Source organism: Corynebacterium intestinale (assembly GCF_023574125.1).
Lineage (GTDB): Bacteria > Actinomycetota > Actinomycetes > Mycobacteriales > Mycobacteriaceae > Corynebacterium > Corynebacterium hesseae.
In genome coordinates this window covers 45,916-65,569 of the sequence record NZ_JAMKFF010000004.1, presented here as the reverse complement: position 1 = coordinate 65,569, position 19,654 = coordinate 45,916, and the positions used below count along the sequence as shown (strand labels likewise).

At 64.0% G+C, this 19,654-nt stretch carries 10 protein-coding genes; 5 read left to right on the top strand and 5 right to left on the bottom strand.

The window, feature by feature from the left end:
• Position 1: 1 nt before the first annotated feature.
• The 4 genes from M5J06_RS06000 to M5J06_RS05985 form a co-directional block, all read right to left on the bottom strand.
• Complete coding sequence (locus M5J06_RS06000) at positions 2-1,060, bottom strand: ABC transporter permease (RefSeq protein ID WP_070685384.1); 1,059 nt, start codon at positions 1,058-1,060, stop codon at positions 2-4.
• The gene (locus M5J06_RS05995; RefSeq protein WP_070522495.1) at positions 1,057-2,052 is read right to left on the bottom strand and encodes a substrate-binding domain-containing protein; all 996 of its coding nucleotides are present in this window, start codon (positions 2,050-2,052) and stop codon (positions 1,057-1,059) included. The genes M5J06_RS06000 and M5J06_RS05995 overlap by 4 nt, the downstream gene beginning before the upstream one ends.
• A gap of 97 nt (positions 2,053-2,149) precedes the next feature.
• The gene (locus tag M5J06_RS05990; RefSeq protein ID WP_250224201.1) at positions 2,150-11,101 is read right to left on the bottom strand and encodes a type I polyketide synthase; all 8,952 of its coding nucleotides are present in this window, start codon (positions 11,099-11,101) and stop codon (positions 2,150-2,152) included.
• Positions 11,102-11,106: 5 nt separating this feature from the next.
• Positions 11,107-11,277, bottom strand: coding sequence for a hypothetical protein (locus M5J06_RS05985; protein ID WP_154762460.1), 171 nt, complete (start codon positions 11,275-11,277; stop codon positions 11,107-11,109).
• Between the two features lie 37 nt (positions 11,278-11,314).
• Between M5J06_RS05985 and M5J06_RS05980 the strand changes: the two genes are divergently transcribed.
• From M5J06_RS05980 to M5J06_RS05960, 5 genes are all read left to right on the top strand, one after another.
• Entirely contained in the window at positions 11,315-12,094 is a 780-nt protein-coding gene (locus tag M5J06_RS05980; protein ID WP_250224200.1) for an HNH endonuclease family protein, read from the top strand.
• Positions 12,095-12,463: 369 nt separating this feature from the next.
• Complete coding sequence (locus M5J06_RS05975; protein WP_070522351.1) at positions 12,464-13,447, top strand: ABC transporter permease; 984 nt, start codon at positions 12,464-12,466, stop codon at positions 13,445-13,447.
• Positions 13,448-14,533 (top strand): ABC transporter permease, encoded by a 1,086-nt coding sequence (locus tag M5J06_RS05970; protein WP_250224199.1) that lies wholly within the window; start codon positions 13,448-13,450, stop codon positions 14,531-14,533.
• Positions 14,530-16,500: an ABC transporter ATP-binding protein gene (locus tag M5J06_RS05965; protein WP_250224198.1), complete on the top strand. Its 1,971-nt coding sequence runs from the start codon at positions 14,530-14,532 to the stop codon at positions 16,498-16,500. The genes M5J06_RS05970 and M5J06_RS05965 overlap by 4 nt, the downstream gene beginning before the upstream one ends.
• 60 nt (positions 16,501-16,560) lie before the next feature.
• Entirely contained in the window at positions 16,561-18,258 is a 1,698-nt protein-coding gene (locus M5J06_RS05960) for an ABC transporter family substrate-binding protein (protein ID WP_250224197.1), read from the top strand.
• Between the two features lie 99 nt (positions 18,259-18,357).
• On the opposite strand, the gene M5J06_RS05955 is transcribed toward M5J06_RS05960, so the two are convergent.
• The gene (locus M5J06_RS05955; protein ID WP_144014894.1) at positions 18,358-19,560 is read right to left on the bottom strand and encodes an SPFH domain-containing protein; all 1,203 of its coding nucleotides are present in this window, start codon (positions 19,558-19,560) and stop codon (positions 18,358-18,360) included.
• Positions 19,561-19,654: the final 94 nt, after the last annotated feature.

Below are 19,654 nucleotides of genomic sequence, written 5' to 3'. Positions count from 1 at the left end.
GTTATCGCTTCCTCGTAAAGTTGGCCACCGAGGTGTTCGTCAGCACGGCGAAGAGCAGCATGGCGCCGAGGAAGAACTTGAACCAGTCGGGGTTCCAGCCGGCGTACACGATGCCCTGGTTGGTCATGCCGAAGATGAGCGCGCCGATGGCGGTGCCCACCGCGGTGCCGCGCCCGCCGGTCATGGAGCAGCCACCGATGACCGCGGCGATGATGTAGAGGAACTCGTTACCAATGCCTTGGCCGGCCTGGATGGAGTCGAAAGCAAAGAGGGTGTGCATGCCCACGAACCACGCCGCGAAGCCGACGAGCATGAACAGCGCCACCTTGACGCGGCGCACGGGAACGCCGACGGCGCGGGCGGCTTCATCATCGCCGCCGACAGCAAAAATCCAGTTGCCCCAGCGCGTCTTGTACAGCACCCACGAGGCAATGGCGACAAAGAGGATCCACCAGATGACGGTGGCGCGGATGCTCAAACCACCGATGTGGATGGTGCCGGCAAAAATGACGCGGGCGGAGCCGAACCCCTCCATGTCAGCGATGGTCGGGGTGGCCACCTGGCCGGTCACCAGCTTGGTAATCGCCAGGTTAAGGCCCTGCAGCATGAGGAAAGCCGCCAGCGTAATAAGGAAGGAGTCAATCTTTGTGCGCACCACAAGGAAGCCGTTGAGCGCACCGATGGCCAGCGCGGTCAGCAGGGATAGGCCCACGCCCACCCACGAGTTGAGGTGGAAGTTGTAGTTGAGCATGGTGGCCACGAGCGCCGCGGACGTCACCGCCACACCGGAGGACAGATCAAACTCATTACCAATCATGAGCAGGCCCACCGCCAACGCCACGATGCCCAGCGTGGAGCTGGCGTAGAGCACCGTGGAGAAAGCCTCAACCGAGCGGAAGGCGGGCGCCACGATCATGAAGAGGACGAAGATGACCACCGCGCCGAGCAGGCTGGCCAGCTCCGGGCGGCGGATGAGGCGCGCGAAGCCGCTGCGGCGGGTCAGACGGGTATCGGAAGGGCTGGATAGCGCCTCGTCGGATGCAGTCGTGGTTTCGCTCATCGCAGACCTTCCTTAGCGGATTCGGAGATGATGTCCACGTTGGTGGAATCCACGAAGGAGGGGCCGGTATAAACCGGGCGGCCGCCGCCCATGGTGGATCCGTTGCGGTGCGCCAACCACAGCGAATCGACGGCGAGATAGCCCTGCATATAGGGCTGCTGGTCGACGGCCCACTGGATCCGCTTATCCGCGATGGCTCCGACAAGCTCGGCGTTGGTGTCGAAGGTGGAGACCTTGGCCTTGGAGGAGGCGTCGGCAACCGCGTCGGCGGAGCGCATAGCCACGGAGGCCTGCAGCGCCATGACCCAGTCGATGGAGGGATCCTGGCTCAGCTTCGCGTTAATGGTGGACTGCGCGGCGGTCAGATCCTTTCCGTTGACGTACAGGAGCTCAACCTTGCCGTTGTCCAGCCCCTTCTTCACGCCGGCGCAGCGCGACTCCTGCGAGGAGTTGCCTTGCTCGTGGATAACGCACAAGACGTGCTTGGCGCCCTCATCCTTGAGGCGCTCGCCGGCCTTGGTGCCGGCGACTTTTTCCTCTTGGCCGAAGAAGGCGCTCATGCCGTACTTCTGGTAATCATCCATGCCGGCGTTAAGCCCCACGGTCGGGATGCCGGCATCGGAAGCCTTCTTGGCCACAGGCCCGATCGCACCAGAGTTGGGCATGGTCACGGCGATGCCATCCACGCCGGAGTCGATGGCGGACTGCACCAGGTTTGCCTGGTTGGGCGCTTCCGGATCGGAGGAATAGCGCAGCTCGATATTGTCCTTGCGGGCGGCATCCTCCGCGCCCTTGCGCACGAGGTCCCAGTAGGTATCCCCCGGCGCGCCGTGGGAGATCATGGCGACGACAAGGCGCTCGGTGTCGACGCCACCGGCTAGCTCGCCGTCAGCGTCGGGGCGGGGCGCGCCACCGGTGGCCGAACATGCTGTAAGCACGGCGGCGGCAGCGACCGAGATGAGACCTAGCAGTGGTTTCTTAGCATTTTTCACCCTTGCATGGTGCCCCAGATTGGGGGACTTCTCCAACACGTCTGACCTGCTTCTTTATCGTTCCAGAGGGTACAAGCTGGGGATACTCCACGGTTTGCTACCCCCGTTGAGCCGTGCTTCCTCCCTCCGGATCCAGGGTGCCTCCGCGCAAGCGCGCGGACTCGCTTAGCAGCACTGCGGCCTCGCGTTCAGCTACCTCGGCGGCTGTGCCCGCCCCCAGGTTGCGGCTCACCGGCCGCTCGTACAGGGCGGGCCCGCCGCGCATGGCTTTTTCCAGGCGCCGCAAGCCACACCGCTCCCGCTCGGCGGCGGCTGAGCGCCATGCTTCGGCCTCGGCCTCACCCCGCTCACGAACCAGCGCGGCATAAAACGCACCCGGGTGCACGAGCGCGATGAGGGCGGAGACATGCCCGAATCCCAGGGAGGTCACCAAGCCGGCTTTCGGCGGGGTGCAGCGCAGGTCCAACGGTTGGCGCAGCCACACCAGGTGCGGGTGGCGGCGCAGCACGGGGTCAACGCAATCAAGCGAACGGTTCGGCGGAAGGACTCCACTACGCAACACCTGAGTCAGACCGATGAGCTGGAAGGCGGCGGCACCGCCCTTGGCGTGCCCGGTCAGGCTCTTCTGCGAAACCACATACAGCGGGTTGCCGGGGCTGCGGCCGAGTGCGGCGGCGATGCGCTCGTGCAGATCCGATTCGTTGGGGTCGTTGGCGTTGGTGGACGTATCGTGCTTCGACACCACCGCAATATCGTCCGCGCCCACGCCGAGGGCCTTCAGCGAGCGGGCCAGGCGGGAGTCCTGCCCACCCCGCGCCGCCGAGAGCGCGCCCAGGCCCGGCGCGGGGATGGAGGTGTGCGCGCCGTCGGCGAAGGACTCGGCAAAGCCCACCACGCCAAGCACCGGCAACCCCATCTCGGCCGCAAAGGTTCCCCGCGCAAGCAGGATGGTTCCGCCGCCTTCGGATTCCACGAAGCCGCCGCGGCGGCGGTCGTTAGCGCGGGAGAAGAACCGATGCTCAATCCCCTTCGCCGCCATCTCCGCGCTATCGGCCGTGGCCGCCATGTCCCCGAACCCGGTGATTCCCTCAATCGACAGGGCGTCGATGCCGCCGGCCACGACGAAGTCCGCTTTGCGCAGGCGCAGCTTGTCGACGCCCTCCTCCACCGACACTGCCGCCGTGGCACAGGCGGCCACGGGGTGCACCATCTGGCCATAGCCGCCGACATAGGACTGCATCACGTGCGCGGCAATGACGTTGGGCAGTGCTTCCTGGAGGATGTCATTGGGCCGCGGCTGGGCCAAGAGCTTATCGACGTACAGCGAGCGCAGCGCCTCCTGGCCTGCCATGCCGGTTCCCTGGGTGGAGCTCACGCGCGCCGGGTGGATGTGGGCTAAGAGCTCGGCGGGGCTAAAGCCCGCTGACAGGAAGGCCTCCACAGCGCACACGAGGTTCCACAGGGCGAGGCGGTCGAGGTTATCCACCATGTCCGCGGGGATGCCGTAGACCTGTGGGTCGAAGCCCTCCGGAATCTGGCCGCCCACAAAGCGGGTCATGGCCACGCGGCGCGGTACGCGCACCGACGAGCCCGCGGCCCGGGTGACCTGCCATTCATCCTCACCGGTCGCATCAGTGACGCGGCGCAGCGTAGTGCCCTCGCAGCTGTCGACGAAGCTGCGCGCCGTCTCTTCGTCCTGCACAGTGAAGCTCAGTGGCTTCTCCAAGTAGATGGTGGTCAGCTCGGGCGCGAGGTTATCCACCATGGGCAGGTGCGGGCCGAAGTCATCGTGGAAGCGACGCACACCAATCCCGGCGAGGACCTCGTCGTGGAAGCGCGCGTAGACGTCTTCCTCAGCTAACTCTTCTCCTTCGGACGTCAGCCACCCGGCTGTGCGCTCATCCCAGCTGATGAGCCCGCGGCTCCACGCCAGCTCCAGCACTCCAGCAGCAGACAGGTCCCCGCCGACCTCCGCCTCAAAGCGAGTACGCGATGAACCCAGCGGGCCGAGCTCGCCGGCCCCGACGATGACCACCATGTCCTCGAGGGACTGCGTCACGCCGCTGAAGTCTGGGCTGGTCCACTCCATAGACCTCAGTACGTTCGGCAGGGCCTTCGCCGTTCGCGGCGCCTTCCCTTCGCACAAACTACCGGCTACGCGCGATGCGTCGCTGTTCTCGGGTTGCGCCGCGCGGGCCAGCTCCGCCAAGTCCAGCTCAGCCTCGGCCAGCCCGCCAGTGAGGTCCACGCTCAGCGGCGCCTGTGCTGCTTCGGCGCGGATGCGAGGGGAGGCGGTGGCGTCGATAAGCTGCACCGCCATTTCCTTCGCCGAGAAGGTCCGCACGCCGCGGGCCTCCACCTGCTCAACCAATGGGTCGTTGCCGCCCATCAGCCCGGTGCCGCGCACCCACCCGATCTGGGCATGCACCAGCGAGGTGCGCGCGCCCCAACTGGATTGCTCGGAAGACCAGCGGTTAACCAATGCATCGAGGGCCGCCTTGGCCTCGCCATAAGCGCCATCGCCGCCGAAGCGCCCGCGGTTGGGCGAGCCCGGAAGCACCACGTGCAGCCGGTGGCCAACATGTGTATCCGCGCCTACGCCGGACAGCGACGCGATGAGCTTCTCCACCGACCACAGCAGCAGACGCATCTGGGACTCCGCCCCTGCCCCGGCATCCGCAAGAGTGCCGGCGACACGCGGCGCGGCGAAGGGGAAGAGCAGATCCGGCACGTAAGCAGGCTTGAGCTGCACAGACTTTCCACCGACGGTGGCGGTGCGCTCCGCCGCAATCCATTCCGCAAGCGCGTCCACGTCCGCGAAGGAATTAAGGTTCGCCGGAACAACCCATAGTGCTGCCGCGCCGACGGCACGGCTGCGATAGAGCTCCTTATAGAACTCGAGGCGCTCGTGGCTTAGTTGGGAAGTCGTCGCAATCACGGTCGCGCCTTCCGCGAGCAGCTCACCGATGAGCTCTGCGGCAATCGAACCCGGCGAGCCACCCGTCACCACGGCCACCTGCCCGGCGAAGAGCAATCCATTCGCCGGGGTGCGGGCATCGCGGGCTAGGTCCTCATAGCCGAAGTGCTCAGCCAGGAGCGCCACCTCCTCGCCGGCGCCCAGCACGTCCAGCTCGGGCTCTGCTTCCCCGGCGGCGGCCGCGCGGGCGATGTCCTCGCGGGCGGTGGCCCAGAGGTCGTCGAGAAGCACTGCCTTGCGCGCATCGAAAGCGGGGGCGACCTGGCGCTGCCAGTCCGGGCCGAGCTCCGCTGCAACGAGCTGCTCCAGCTCCGTGTGCGAAGCGCTGTCCCCCTGCTCAGTCGCGGTCTCCTCGCGCCCCAAGGCGGCGAGTGCGGCGCGGGCGGAGTCCTCCAGCGCCGCTTCAAGGCGCTCGGTATAAGTGCGCACCGCCTCCGGGTCCACGGTCTCGTGTGGCGTTAGAGCAACGGCCTTCTGCAACGAGACTCCTTCGCGCTCGCCGGCGGCGTTCACGGAGGCGTCGATGAGCGCATCGAGCTCAGCAACCGACGCCACACCGGTCATGGGCAAGCTGGCCAGCTCCCCGCCGCGCAGCGACGAACCCTCGCGCGTGCCCAAGACCAGCTGTGCAATAGCGCGATCGGCCCAGCCCGAGCCCAATCCCCAGGTATTGCTCACGCGCTCCGCCACGTAGCTCGGCTTCTTGCCCGCAGGCCCGGTCAGCCGGGTAAGCGCCTGCGCGACGTGCTCCGCGAGGACCTCCCCAAACGTTGCGTAGCCCGGTGCGCGCTGCGCCACGCTCTCCGCCAGCTGCGAGATGGGTGCGTCCGCGGCATTCTCGATGGCGCTGATACCGAACTCCACGCCGAGGTCAACGAGCAACTGGTTGCGGCGGGAGGACACGCCTTCCACGAGGGTTTCGATGGAATCGGTCGCCGCCATCTGATCAGGCCGGACCTTCGTCCACAGCGCGATGAGCATCTCGAGGGCCTGGTGCACGCTGAGCGGAAGATCCTCGACGGCGGCTGGGGCCTCCTCGCGCGGGGCGTGCACGGAGTCTTCCCGGTGTGCGCTCTCGGATGGCTGCCTCGACTCAGGCTCATCTGCCTGTGCTTCGACGGCGTCCGCAGAATCCTGCGCTGCTGACTCGGGTGCCGTCTCGGCGTCTTCGGCAAAGACCCGCCCACGGTCGCGCTCGTAGTTGAGTACCTCAATGCCTGTGCTGCCCGCATACTGGGGAAGCCGCAGGGTTTGGCCCAGCATGTTGGTCAGCGTGGGCGCGGTGCCAACGCCAACCTCGATGAAACGCTCCACGCCGAGCCCACCAAGGAGCAGGTCCTGGGTCTCTATCCAGCGCACTGGGGAGGCAAACTGCCAGGCCAAAAGCTCGATGAGCAGGGTTCGGCCAAGACGCGCCGGGCATGCCATGGCGCCATCGAAATCCGCCAGGATCTCCTCGATAGGCTCCGAGTCCACCACTTCTGCGATGGACTCCACGAACTCGCGGCTCAGCGCGAAGGGCCGCGCCACGAGGTTAGGAATATAGCGCCCCACCAGCACGTCGAGGTTGATTTCTTCAGGGATGAGTGCATTGAGGTGGGCGCGGAAATCCGCCACGCCGCCCTCTAAGCGGGAGGAGTGGAAGGGCACGTCAATCCCCGGGATGGGGATGACGGCGCGTTGCCCGGGGGCGCGGTGCTCGGCGTCGCTCGCCAGCGCATCCAGGCCCGCCTTCGTCCCGGCGACCGCGTATTGACGCCCGGCAATATTGTGGTTGACCACTTCGAGGAACTCACCCGTCTCCGCGGCCATGCGGGCGACATGGGCGAAGGCCTCGCTCGCGCTCATCTTCATCTTGTGCGGGCGCAGCGCCGCCAAACCATAGAGGGACTGGCCAGCGGAATCGCGCTCGACCAGTCGGTGCATGGTCAGCCCGCGGACATAAACGATGTCCAGGACCGCCTCCAGCGACAGGACCTCGGCATAGGCAGCCAAAGCGTTGTACTCGCCCACCGAGTGGCCAGCGAAGAAGGCACTGTCTTCGAGGACCCCAGCTTCCTTGAGTGCTGCGATCTGTGCGCAGCCCAGCGTCGCCATGGCCACCTGCGTGAACTGCGTCAGGTAGAGCACCCCGTCCGGGTGCGTGAAGGTCTCACCACCCACCACCACGGTGTCGGGGTTGTGGCGGACAATCTCCAGGATGGAGAAGCTCAAGCTCTGCCGCGTGTGCTTGTCCGCGCACTCCCACACCGCGCGCGCTGCTGCGGATTCCGCATAGTCCTTCATCCCCATCCCCGGGGACTGGATGCCCTGGCCGGGGAAGGCATAGAAGGTAATCGGGCTGTTCATCGTCGCTCGCGCCTGCAGCACCGGCACGCCCTGGCTGGTGGCGGTCACGCTGCGGACCTCACCGTAGCCGCACCGCTTGTCGACGCCCACCCGTTCCACCTCGAACTCCACCTCACTGCCCGGCAGCACGGGTGCAAACCAGGTAGCGGACCACTCGAGGACGCGGGCGCCGTCAAAAGCCGCGGCCGCCTGTGCGAGTGCTGAGGTCCACATGCCGTGGACGATGGGGCCTTCCCGATGCCCCGCCAATGCCGCCGCGTTCGATGACAGGTGGATGGGGTTCCTATCCCCCGTGACCACGGCGAAAGGCAGCAAGGACTCCGGTGCCACCACGCTGATGCGGTGGCGGAACGAGCGCGGAGTCTCACGGACCGATGTCTCTGCTGTCTCTGCCCCGCTTTCTTGTGCACCATAAGTTGCGGCGCCCACGGTCTCGAGCGCGGCGTCACCGCGGCGCCCGGTGATAAGGAAGCGCTCGTGCATCTGCGCGAATTCATGTTCTTCTCCGCGCACGGCTGCAGTCACGCCGACAGAAACGTCGACTACGCGCCCCGACGGTGTATCGCGAACGTGTTTCAGTTCTGCGGTGTAGCTCAGTGCCAAGGGCTCAGCGCCTGGGGCTGCGCTAGTGAGAAACAGCTCCCAGGTATCTGGTTTGAGGCTCAGCGTGTGCTCGAGGTGGACCAGGTCGAGAAAGCCCTCCACCACCGGCTCCCCGGACGCCGCATGGGCACCGGCCAGCACGGCGAAGGTGGCCGGCCAGGCGGGGCCGACGAGGACATCGGGCGAGACAGTAGCGCTCGTCTCCCCGCTGGTCACCGCGCTGTAGTGGGCGATGTTGGTGGTGCTGAGGTGAGCGCTGACCGTCGCCGCAGTCCCAGAGCCTGCGTTTGGTAGGTCACCGCCGACAGCCTGGCGCAGCAGCTCCCGCATGGCGGTCTCGGCATCCTCGACCCTAACGAGTGGTGAGGCACCCGGAATGCTCGGCGGAGTAATGCGAACGCGCAGATCAGCTCCGGAATGGAACGGAACGGTCAACCACATGGCCTCCTCGCCCGCAGCTTCCAGCTCGGCGCCATCAATCCCAAGGCCCAGCGGGTTGGGCTGCTCGCGCCCGGCCCAATTCAGGCTCGGGGCGCGGCGGATGAGCTCTTCGTCGCTCATGTTGAGCTCGTTCGCAAGCCCCTCGTCGAGCTCTTCGTCGGAGGCGTCGAGAAGCGCAAGCGCCGCCTGCTCGAAGCGGTCGAGTATCTGTGCCACCGGCTCGTTGGCCTGCGTGATTCCCTCAACGGCTGACGTGCCGGGGATGATGCAAACCTCGTCGGCCTCGTAATGCTCATCGTGCGCCTGCCACAAGGTATCGCGGCGCCAGCGGCGGCGTACGTCAGCATCGATGACCGGCACAAAGTTTGCGGGTTTGCCCGGACCATCCACGAGCTGAATGAACCACGCGGCGTCGGTCGGGTGCAGCGCCGCGTCACCGTAGAGTTCGCTTAGCTGAGCAACTGCCTCGGCAGGGTTCTCGCGATCAACCTCAACGCGCAGCTCGATCTCGCCGTGATCGGTCGGGTGAAGGCGGGCTTCGGCGCGAGCCACCATGCTCGTAAATCGCCTCAACCAGGATTCATCAACCCAGCCGTCCAGGTAGGACAGCTCAAGGTAGCGCTGGAGCCACTCGGCATAGGTCATCTCATCGAGGTCCCCGAAGTAGGGCTTGCACGTGCGCCCGATGGCCTCAATGATTTCCGCGTGGCGGGTCTCCACGGCCGCAACATCACCGGCCACCTCATCCAGAAGGCGCCCGGCGCGAGCGAAAGAGTTATCCAGCTCATGGATGTCCGCGCCCAGGTCCGAGCGGCCCGACACAACGTCACTGCTGCGCGCGGCGACAAGAGCCTGCTTCACCGCCTCGGATGCGGTGGATTCCTTCGCTGCTATGACAGCGGTGCCCACCATGATGGCGTCGACTGGCGCTGCGGGCAGGCCGAAGCGTTGCGCCCACGTGCCCAGGAGGTACTCCGCGCCACGCGCCGGGGTGCCGATTCCCCCGCCAACGGCGAGGAGGACATTGTCGCGCTCACGGATCCGCGGGTAGGAGGCGGCCAGAACATCATCGAGGTCCTCGAGAGAATGGTGGCCGCCGGCCGCGCTACCTTCCAGCTGCATGATGACGGTGGTCTCGGGGAGAGCATCGGCGATACGGAGCACCTCCTCCACCTGCGCCGAAGTTCCCGGCTTGAAGGCGACCCAAGGGATGTTTGCCCCGTGGAGCTTCTCCACCAGCTCCACGGCCTCCTCCACAGGAGGAATGCCGGCGGAAATCACCACGCCATTGATGGGCATTCCTGCGGCACGCGCTCGCAGAATCGAGTTTGGCCCCTCAATCTGGCGGCGCCACTGGGAAGCCGCAAGGTACAGCGCATTGAACTGGGCGTTCACCCCTGGCTTTAGCAGCCGGCGCAGGGTATGCAGGTTCTCCTGCAGGATGTCATCGGTGTGCTGACCCCCGCCGGCCAGCTCCGCCCAGTGCCCGGCGTTGGCCGCTGCGGCAACAATGCCCGGGTCCACCGTGGTGGGGGTCATCCCGGGGAGCATGACCGGTGAGTATCCGGTGGTCTGCGTAAAGGCAGTCACCAGACGCCCGTCCGCCACGCGCGGTGCCCACTCGGACCACGCGCGAGGCAAAATGGGTGCGCGGCCCGGCTCCACGAGCTGGGCCAACCCTTCCGATGCAGCGACGGCCAGCGTGCCTACACCGCGCCCGGCGACGATTTCCCGAGTCAGCAGCTCCACCCCGCGGGCGGGCCCGATTTCCAGAATCCAACGCGCCCCGGCCTGAAGCGCTATGTCAACGCGCTCGGGCCAATCCACGTAATCGGTCAATACTGCCCGCGCGAGCTGCGCGGCGGATTCGGGTTCCAGTCCGATCCGAGCTGCCCAGCTTTCCACCTGGTCCACCGCACACTGCATGGTGGGATGATGGAAAGCAGCTGACACGTCAAGGTCGGAAACGGTAACTGCGGCGGACTTCCCTTCCCGCCCTTCTTTAAGGGCCGAGCTCTCCTGGAGCGCGGTCTTCACCCGGGAAAGCTCAGCCGGTGTTCCGACGATGACGAAGCGCCCCCGCCCGTTATCGAGTCCGATGTGGGCGCCGGCGTCGAGTAGTTGCTGCTTCGTCGCGCCGGTCACCGCCGCCATGGGCGCGCCCTGCGGGGTGCGGACCAGCCCAGCACTGCGTGCGGTTGTCTCCAGAGCCGCGCCGATGAGGCGTGCCAGCGCCAGAGCCTCGGCTGGGCTCATGCGTCCCTCAACGACCGCCGCAGCAAGCACGCCCTGGGAGTGGCCAATGTTGGTGACGGCATCCTCGAGTTCAATTCCGTGTGCACGCAGCGATTCGAGGACAGCCAACTGCGCGGTGAGGATGCCGGGGGTGGAAAGCGAGGCGTCGGCAAGCGCGTGCGCCCACGCCGGTTCCTCGTCTGCCCAGGCCAGAGGCGCAAACCCGTGCGGTGTGGAAGGCAGAAGTTCCTCCTCCAGCGGGGCAAGGAGTTCCTCGGCCGCGGAGAGGAACGCCGCTATCTTGGGTCGGACGCCGGTGGCGAGGGCATCGCGCAACGTCGGCAGCCAGGCATAGCCCTGACCGGAGAAAGACAGCGCAAAGGGCTCGGAGCCCAAGCGCGCGGACAAAGGCGACAAAGGCGCAGAGACGTGAAAATCAGACACCCGCACTACTCCCCCAAGGTGTGGGCGACGAGTTGAACCGCCTCTTCGAGGGAAGACTGGGTCTTCGGCTCAGGCGCATCACAAAAGACCTGGCAGGCGTGGTCCGGGACAACCTCGGCCGAGCGCGTCAGACCGCGTTCAGCGAGGTACTCGTCAAAGAACATATCGATACTCATACCGTGTGCCGATTCTACCCACTAGGATCAATGCGTCATGGCCTCTCGTACCCCGTTCTTCATCGCCGCGCTGCTCAACGCCGCGGTAGCAGTACTAGTGGCCATCGGCCTTATCCTCCCCGCCCCAACCGAACCTACGCCCGAGCGGCCCAAGGCCACTGAGACAGCGGCACCCACGCAGGAAGGCCCAGCAGAAGAACAAGCCGAAGAGGCCACACCCGCGCCAAGCATTGCGCCGGACATCGCCGAAGCGCTCGCCGCTTTAGATTCCTTGGAGGTCAAAGGCCGCGCGCCCAGGACCGGCTATGAGCGCGAAGAGTTTGGCCAGGCGTGGTCCGATGACGTCACCGTGGAGTTCGGCCACAATGGCTGCGATACCCGCAATGACATCCTTCGCAGGGACTTGGATCCGGAGAGCCTCGTTCTCAAGGAAGGCACCCACGACTGCGTGGCACTTTCCGGCACCTTGCACGATCCCTATTCGGGCCAGGACATTGAGTTCCAGCGCGGGGCGCAGACATCACGTGCGGTACAGATCGATCACGTTGTGCCGCTTGCCGACGCCTGGCAGAAAGGCGCCCAGCAATGGTCACCAGAAAAGCGCCGCGACTTTGCTAATGATCCCCGCAACCTCCTCGCCGTCGATGGTCCCCTCAACCAGCAAAAAGGCGCTGGCGATGCCGCCACGTGGTTGCCGCCCAACAAAGGATTTCGCTGTGAGTATGCACGCCGCATCGTAGAGGTGAAGGCGGCCTATGAAATCTGGGTCACGGCAGCGGAGAAGGATGCACTTCGTCAGCTACTGAATGCTTGCTGAGTATTCTTACCCCCTTTAGATGCCCTGATACCCCTCCCGCTACCCCCGAAATTATGCGCATAATATTCACTCACCCCTAAACGGTTATGCAGGGTTTTCGGCGGCGGGAACCTTGGTGCGCACTGCACCTACATTCCTCACGCCCGATAATTTCTATAGACCTATTAATATGTAATAAATGCAACCTACGGACGTGCAGGTGATACCCCTCATGAAACAAAAACAATAAATCTTTCCCTCCTGTCTCACATTTCTTTTAATATGTGACACAGAACCTAGCCTGAGGTCTAGGTCACATGGATGCCGTGAGGTTTCACGGCCGCCATACTTCCCAAACCCGTTGAGACCACACCCTGCGAAGGAATAGTGATGTTCAAGTACATCATCAAGAAGACCGCCAGCTGGCTGGTAGTCATCTTCCTCGCGACTAATATCGCGTACCTCCTGGCCGCAACCTTCCTTGATCCCCGATCAAATTATGTCGGCCGCAACCCACCGCTCGGGCCGGAAGAAATCGGCCGAATTCTCACGCCACTCGGCCTCAACCCGGAGACCCCGCTCCTTGAGCGTTGGTGGGGATGGCTGTCCAACATCATCTTCCACTGGGACTGGGGTACCTCCCCTCTCGGTGACCCGGTCAGCGCACAAATCGGGCACCGCGCGCTCGTCTCGGCACAGCTGCTGCTCGTGGCCACGATTCTCTCCGTCGTCATCGGCGTCGCCCTCGGCGTCTACACCGCCTCCCGCCAGTACAAGGCGGCCGACCGCTTTTGGCAGGGCGTCTCCATCATCACGATGAACACGCACGTCGTCGTGGCCTCCATCTTGGTCGTCGCCGGTGGTCTGTGGATCAACCGCGTCACCGGACACCGCGTGGTCTACGTAACGGGTGCCTCCAGCCTCGGCGTCGAAGGCTTCTTCCCCAAGCTGCTGGATATGGCGCAACACCTCATCTTGCCGTCCATCTCGCTCATCATCATCAGCTACGCCGGCTACCACATGATGCAGCGCACCTTGCTGCTGGATAACTTGAACGCCGACTACGTGCGCACCGCCCGAGCCAAGGGCCTGACGCGCTCCCAGGCCATCCGCAAGCACGCCCTGCGCACCTCCATCATTCCGGTCGCAACCTCCGTAGCCTTCTCCGTTCCCGGAATCTTTACCGGCGCCATCATGACGGAAACCATCTTCGCGTGGAAGGGCATGGGCCAGTACTTCATCGAAACCATCAGCCGCAACGACGTCAACGGCACCACCGCCGTCGCCGCCTTCGGTGCCGTCATGATTGCTTTCTCTGCAATCCTGGCTGACCTCGTCGTCGTCGCCCTCGATCCGCGAGTAAGGGTGAGCTAAATGTCTCCAGAAAAGAAATCTACGTCGCCACGCTCCGAAGCGCGCCACACCGAGCGCCACCGCCGCAACGACCTCGCTATCGATACGGCAGCTGATAACCTCGGCGTGCGCCCGCATGCCGCCACTGCGGACTTTTCACCGCAGACCGAACCCAACGCACAATCCGCGCTCGGCTCCGGCGTCGACGTCGATGACGCGCAGCGCAAGCAATTCTCCAGCAGTGATTTCCGCGGCACCTCCAAACTCAAGCTGTACGTTCGCCGCTTCTTCCGCAACAAGGCGGCTGCCGTCGGCCTCGTTATCTTCCTACTGCTTACCTTGCTCTCCATTTTCGGCAGCTACCTCACCCCGTGGTCCTTCGACGAGCCGGACTTCTTCAACCTCTCCACCGGGCCTTCCCCGGAGCACTGGTTCGGAACCACGGACTCTGGAAACGATCTCTTTGCGCAGACCGTCCACGGCTTGGGCCGCTCGCTGATCATCGCACTCATCGTCTCGTTGGCCTCTACCCTGCTGTCCGCCTTCATCGGCGCGGCCGCGGCCATGTACGGCGGCGCGGTGGAAAAGGTCATCCTGGCAGTCATTCACTTCTTGCTGGCCATCCCGACCTTCCTGCTCATCGCCCTGGTGGTTTCTGATTCCGGCGGTGACTGGAAGCTGCTCATCGTGGTGCTCATCGCCTTCGGCTGGATGTACCCGGCGCGCGTCATCTGGGCCATGGCGCTCAGCGTGCGCGAGAACGACTATGTCCGCGCCGCCGACTACATGGGAGTCTCGCGTCTGCGCACCATCTTCCGCCACGTGGTTCCCAATATCGGCTCGCTGCTCATCATCCAGGCGGCCCTGGGCGTGGTGTCCACCATCATGTCGGAGACCGCGCTGTCCTTCCTGGGCTTGGGCGTGAAGCTTCCCGACGTCTCCCTGGGCACCCTCCTGGCCGGCGGCGCCAACGCCGTTGAGGCCTCGCCCTGGCTCTTCTACTTCCCCGCAGGCATCCTCACGCTGCTGACCGTCTCCATGGCGTTCATCGCCGACGGCCTGCGCGATGCCATTGACCCCAACTCGAACTCCGGAGGCCGAGCATGACCCCGCAGAATACTGCACACACGGCCAACGCCGACCCGGCCAGCCGCGCCACCGACCCCACTTCATCCACCGAGCCGGTGCTGTCCGTGCGCAACCTCACCGTCACCTTCCCCTCGGAGGCCGGCTCCGTCCACGCAGTGCGCGGCGTCGACTTCGACCTCATGCCGGGGCGCACCCTGGCGATTGTGGGCGAGTCCGGCTCCGGTAAGTCCGTGACCTCTTTGGCCGTCATGGGCCTGCTGCCCGACTACGCCAAGGTGGAAGGCTCCGTGGTCTATGCCGGCACCGAGCTCATTGGCAAGTCCGACAAGGAAATGTCGAAGATCCGCGGCAAGGATATCGCCATGATCTTCCAGGATCCTCTCTCCTCCCTGACCCCGGTGTTCTCCATCGGTGACCAGCTCATCGAGGCTATCCAAACCCACCGCGATGTCTCTAAAAAGGAAGCGGAGAAAGAGGCCATTCGCCTGCTCGAACTCGTCGGCATCCCAGAGGCGGAGAAGCGCGTGAAGTCATTCCCGCACGAATTCTCCGGCGGCATGCGCCAGCGCGTGGTCATCGCTATTGCCATGGCCAACAACCCGCGCGTCATCATCGCCGACGAGCCCACCACGGCCCTCGACGTCACCATCCAGGCCCAGATCCTGGAGGTCCTCAAGGTAGCCCAGCGCGAAACGGGTGCCGCAGTCATCATGATTACCCACGACATGGGTGTGGTCGCCGGCACGGCCGACGACGTCCTGGTCATGTACGCCGGCCGACCGGTGGAGCTGGGTGATGTCGACACCATCTTCAACAACCCCAAGATGCCCTATACCGTGGGCCTTCTCGGGTCGACGCCGCGCGTGGACAAGGCCACCGACGAACCACTGACCCCCATCGTGGGTACCCCGCCGCAGCTTATCGACGTCGCTGCCGAATGCCCCTTCGCGGACCGCTGCCCAGTGGTGAAGGATGAGTGCCGAACCCTGGAACCGGAGCTGCGCGCGCTTGACGACGTCCCCGGGCACTTCGCCTCCTGCCTGCGCTCCGATGAGATCAAGGACGGCACCATCGGCGGCGAGCGCATGTACCCGTTGCCGAAGATTTCCGCCGATACCTTGGGCGATACTCCCTACGAGCAGCGGCCGGTTACCTTGGAGGTCAAGAACCTGGTCAAGGACTTCCCTCTTATCAAGGGAGCGATTCTCAAGCGCCGCGTCGGCACAGTACACGCGGTCAAGAACGTCAGCTTCGATGTCCACCAGGGCGAGTGCTTCGCCATCGTGGGCGAGTCCGGCTCCGGCAAGACCACCACCCTGCTGGAAATCATGGACCTTAACCCGCCGGAGGGCTCCACCATCGTGGTCAACGGCACCAACACCTCCGGTTTGAGCGCGTCCGCGCGCCGGAAGCTGCGCAAGGATATCCAAATCGTCTTCCAGGACCCGATGAGCTCGCTCAACCCGCGCATGACCATTCGTGAGATCATCGCTGAGCCGCTGGAGTCGCTGGGGTACGAGGGGGACGTCGGCCAGCGCGTGGCTGAGCTGATGCAGCTCGTCGGCCTCGAATCCCACCAGGTGGATCGCTTCCCCGGACACTTCTCCGGCGGACAGCGCCAGCGCATCGGCCTGGCCCGTGCTCTGGCCACCAACCCCTCCATCGTGGTCCTCGACGAGCCTGTCTCCGCACTCGATGTGTCCATCCAGGCCGGCATCATCAACCTGCTGCACGACCTGAAGAACCGCCTGGGCATCTCCCTGGTCTTCGTGGCCCACGACCTCTCCGTGGTGCGCCACCTCTCCGACAAGGTCGCCGTGATGTACAAGGGCGACTTCGTGGAATACGGCCCCACGGACGAGGTCTTCGACAACCCGCAACACGCCTATACCCGCGCGCTGCTCTCCGCCATCCCGGTGCCGGATCCAGCCGTGGAACGTGACCGGGTGCGCGAGATTTACCAGCCCGCCGAAACCCCGGCTTAGCAAGACTTATAACTAAATACTCACCTTTGTCTCCATGTTTCCTCTCGAAAGGACACACATATGAATATGAAGCTCCGCAGGACCGCCCTCGCAGTGGTCACCGCCTCTGCCCTCATTCTCACCGGCTGCGCCTCCGATGGCGCCTCCGGTTCCGATGGATCAGGGAATTCCGCCTCCGGCGAAAAGCTCGACGTCAAGCTGGACGGCTCCTATAACCCTAAGGACCGCTCCGAGCTCAAGGAGGGTGGCGAGCTGCGCTTGGCTATCGACGAGATCTCCCAGCAGCAGAACACCTTCCAGGCCGACGCCACCTCATACACCCTGAGCCTGTGGAAGTACTACAACCCGCAAATTGGCCTCTTCGATGGCGCGGGGGAGTTCCACGTCAACAATGACTACATCACCGACGTCAAAGACGAAGAAAAGGACGGAAAGACTGTCGTCACCTTCACCATCCACGAGAAGGCGCAGTACAACGACGGCACCCCGATTGACTGGAAATCCTTTGAGAACACGTGGAAGTTCAACAACGGTGAGAACAAGGACGTCAACGTTAGCGCCACCGACGGCTACGAGCTCATCGAGTCCGTCAAGCCGGGTGAGAACGACAAGCAGGCCGTCATCACCTTTAAACAGGCCTATCCGTGGTGGCAGGGTCTGTTCAACGTCCTGCTCCCGCCACAGGTTGACTCCGCGGAGAAGTTCAACGAGGCCTACCTGGGCAAGGTCCACCCGGAGTGGGGTGCGGGCCCGTACAAGGTCGAAAGCGTCGACTTCAAGAACGGCAGCGCTACCTTCGTTCCGAACGAGAAGTGGTGGGGTGATAAGCCATTCCTAGACAAGGTGACCTACCGCCAGATGGAGGACCAGGCCTCAATCAACGCGTTCAAGGCCGGCGAAATTGACGCCACCGGCGTGGCCAACAAGGAACGCCTGGCGGCCGTAAAGGACATGCCAGACGTTGAAATTCGCACCGCCATGACCCCAGGCAAGAACCTGTACACGCTCAACTCCAAGAACGAGATTCTCTCTGATATCAAGGTGCGCGAAGCCATCATGACTGGCATCGACCGCGCCACGCTCTCCGGCATCCGCTTCAACGGACTCAACGGCTACACCGAGGACCTGCCAGGTTCCTTCAACCTCTACCAAACCCAGAAGGGCTACGAGGACAACGTCGGCGCAGTCATTTCTTTCGCTCCAGAGAAGGCCAAGTCGCTCCTCAATGAGGCCGGCTGGAAGGAAGGCGGCGACGGCATCCGCGAGAAGGACGGCAAGAAGCTGTCCATGCGCTACACGCTGCTGGGAGATTCTTCCATCAGCAAGGCCATGGCCACCGCCACCCAAAAGATGATGAAGGATATCGGCGTGGACCTGAAGGTGGAGGAACGCCCAGTCTCTGACTTCTCCGAGATCACCTCCAAGTACGACTTCGATATTCTGCCTATGGGTTTCTCCTCCGGCGATCCCTTCGGTGTCGCTTACTTCGGCCAGACCTATCGCACCGGCTCCCAGCTCAACCGCTCCGGCACGGGCACACCAGAACTGGACAAGAAGATCGACGAGCTATCCCAGATCGCTGACCCAGACGAGCAGATCAAAAAATCCAATGAGCTGGAGAAAGAGGCCCTTGCCCAGTACGGCATCATTCCTATCTTCAACGGCCCGACCATGGTTGCGACCCACCCCGATATCGCAAACTTCGGCGCCAACTCCTTCGCCGTCATCGAGGTGGAGAACATCGGCTACACCAAGTAAGTAACGGCCGCCTAGCACCACCCAAGGCAGCGAAAGAGGGCCTTCCCCAAGCGGGAAGGCCCTCTTTTTATGTGCTGAGCTTAGTCTTAAGCGCTGTGCTTAGTTATTGCCCTTGTTGAGCTGGTTGCGCAGCTGGTCAAAATAGTCGCGCGCGCTCTGCGGCTGGTTATTGCCCTGCGGCGGGGAAGGGAAGCTCGGAATCTGGCTAAAGCCCTGGCCCTGCTGCGGCGCGTTCTGCACCTGCTGCTGTGCTTGTTGCTGCGCGCGCTGCGCCTGCTCCATCATCTCAGCATCGCGGCGGGCGCGCTCGTCGCGCTCATGGCGCTCCTGCTCCTCGCGGCGGCGACGTGCAGCACCGGAATCCTCACGGCTGTGCTTGTTGTCGGACAGGGAAACCGACGGCTTCGGCGCTTCATTAATAGCGTTGGTGGACAGCAGTGCGTCGCGCATACCGCCGAAGAGATCCTGCATGCCGCCCGGATTAGACGGCATGTAGAGCACATTGGTGTGGGCGCGGTCGGCCACGTCTACCATGGCGTCGAGGTACTGGGAGACCAGCATGAGGGTCTCGGGGTTCTCTTGCACGCCGGCAGCACGCAGCAGCTCATACTGCTGAGCAATACCTTCGACGATCTCCTTACGCTGGTCAGCCACACCGCGGCCCTGCAGCTTCTTGGCCTCGGCCGCACCTTCGGCCTCCTTGACCACGCGGATCTTCTCGGCCTCTGCCTGGGCAACGGCTGCCTCGCGCTCACGCTGTGCGGCGTTAATGGAGTTCATGGACTCGCGCACGCGGGCATCCGGGCGGATATCGGTGACCAGGGTATTGACAAAGTTCCAGCCGTAGGCGGCCATGTTATCGCGCAGGGACATCGCCACGTTGCGGGCGATGGTGTCCTTGGAGGAGAAGGAATCATCCAAGTCCATGTTGGCAACCGAAGAACGGACATTGTCCTGAACATAAGCCACGATCTGCTGCTCGTGGTTAGACAGAGTGTAGAAGGCCTGACGCTCGCTGCCCTGAACTACCTCGTACTGCACAGCAACGGGGATCTGGACGAAGACGTTGTCCTTGGTCTTGGTTTCCACCATGACGTCGAGCTGACGGATCTGCAGGCTGATCTTGGCGCGCACGCGGTCGACATAAGGCACCTTGAAGTGCAAGCCCGCGTGAGCAACGTTCACGAACTTACCCATCCGCTCAATGATGGCGGCCTCCTTCGTCCGGACGATGTAGAAACCGTCGAAGGCGGTGGCAATAATAATTAGAAGAATCACGCCGATGACGATGAGTCCGCCCATAGGCTTATCCTTTCTGCTTCGGTTGGATTTTCCTAACCAGTTTGCCACACGGTGACCACCACCACATCTTGGGGGAGATTGCTCCCCGAACGCA